We start from the raw sequence: 1,481 nt of genomic DNA, 5'->3' as shown, positions 1-1,481 counted from the left end.
GGGATGTGCTCGGGCCTGAGGGCGTGCCGTAATCTCGAAGCCTGGAGCCCGCTGTTCCGGGACCGGATCCTGATCCACAACTTGGGGTTGCACAGCAGATGACTGCGATTTCTCTCGGCATGCCGTCCGTACCGACCAAGCTCGCCGAGCGCCGGAAGAGCCGGCAGATCATGGTCGGGTCCGTGGCGGTCGGCGGAGACGCGCCGGTGTCGGTCCAGTCGATGACCACGACCCGTACGTCGGACATCGGGGCGACGCTGCAGCAGATCGCGGAACTGACGGCGTCGGGCTGCCAGATCGTGCGCGTGGCCTGTCCCACGCAGGACGACGCGGACGCGCTCGCCACGATCGCCCGTAAGTCGCAGATCCCGGTGATCGCGGACATCCACTTCCAGCCGAAGTACGTGTTCGCGGCGATCGAGGCGGGCTGCGCGGCGGTCCGCGTCAACCCCGGCAACATCAAGCAGTTCGACGACAAGGTCAAGGAGATCGCGCGGGCCGCGAAGGACCACGGCACCCCGATCCGCATCGGCGTCAACGCAGGCTCCCTGGACAGGCGCCTGCTCCAGAAGTACGGCAGGGCGACCCCGGAGGCCCTGGTCGAATCGGCTCTCTGGGAGGCCTCGCTCTTCGAGGAGCACGGCTTCCGGGACATCAAGATCTCCGTCAAGCACAACGACCCCGTGGTCATGGTCAACGCCTACCGCCAGCTCGCGGCCCAGTGCGACTACCCGCTCCACCTGGGCGTGACGGAGGCGGGCCCCGCCTTCCAGGGCACGATCAAGTCGGCGGTGGCGTTCGGCGCGCTGCTCTCCGAGGGCATCGGCGACACGATCCGCGTGTCCCTGTCGGCTCCTCCGGTGGAGGAGGTCAAGGTAGGCACCCAGATCCTCGAATCACTCAACCTCCGCCAGCGTGGCCTGGAGATCGTCTCCTGCCCGTCCTGCGGGCGTGCCCAGGTCGACGTCTACAAGCTGGCCGAGGAGGTCACGGCCGGTCTGACCGGCATGGAGGTCCCGCTGCGGGTCGCGGTCATGGGCTGCGTCGTGAACGGCCCCGGCGAGGCCCGCGAGGCCGACCTCGGCGTCGCCTCCGGCAACGGCAAGGGCCAGATCTTCGTGAAGGGCGAGGTCATCAAGACGGTCCCCGAGTCGAAGATCGTGGAGACGCTGATCGAGGAGGCGATGAAGATCGCCGAACAGATGGAGGCGGAGGGCGTCACCTCGGGCGAGCCGTCGGTGTCGGTGGCGGGCTGAGCGTGGGGTGCACGTGGGGTTTGCTCGTCCTTTCCCTGGGGCTGTTGCCCTTGGACCCCCGCTAGTCGGCCTGAACGGCCTCGTCCTCGCACGCCGGAGGGGCTGAAACCAGCCCCTCCGGCGTTGGAGGAACGGGGGGTCCGGGGCGGAGCCCCGAGCGGGGCCAGGGGGCGTAGCCCCCTGGGGGCTGTCGGGGTCGAAGGGGCAGCGCCCCTGGGGAAGGGA

Annotated in this window: 1 protein-coding gene; it reads left to right on the top strand. The window is 69.1% G+C overall.

Annotation, left to right across the window (positions count from 1 at the left end; translation table 11 throughout):
* Positions 1–98 precede the first annotated feature (98 nt).
* Entirely contained in the window at positions 99–1,256 is a 1,158-nt protein-coding gene (ispG, locus tag FNH04_RS45900; protein ID WP_152792137.1) for a flavodoxin-dependent (E)-4-hydroxy-3-methylbut-2-enyl-diphosphate synthase, read from the top strand.
* The last annotated feature ends 225 nt before the right edge of the window (positions 1,257–1,481 follow it).

Origin of the sequence: Streptomyces phyllanthi (assembly GCF_009377205.1) — a bacterium.
GTDB lineage: Bacteria > Actinomycetota > Actinomycetes > Streptomycetales > Streptomycetaceae > Streptomyces > Streptomyces phyllanthi.
This window is presented reverse-complemented; position numbering and strand designations above follow the sequence as displayed.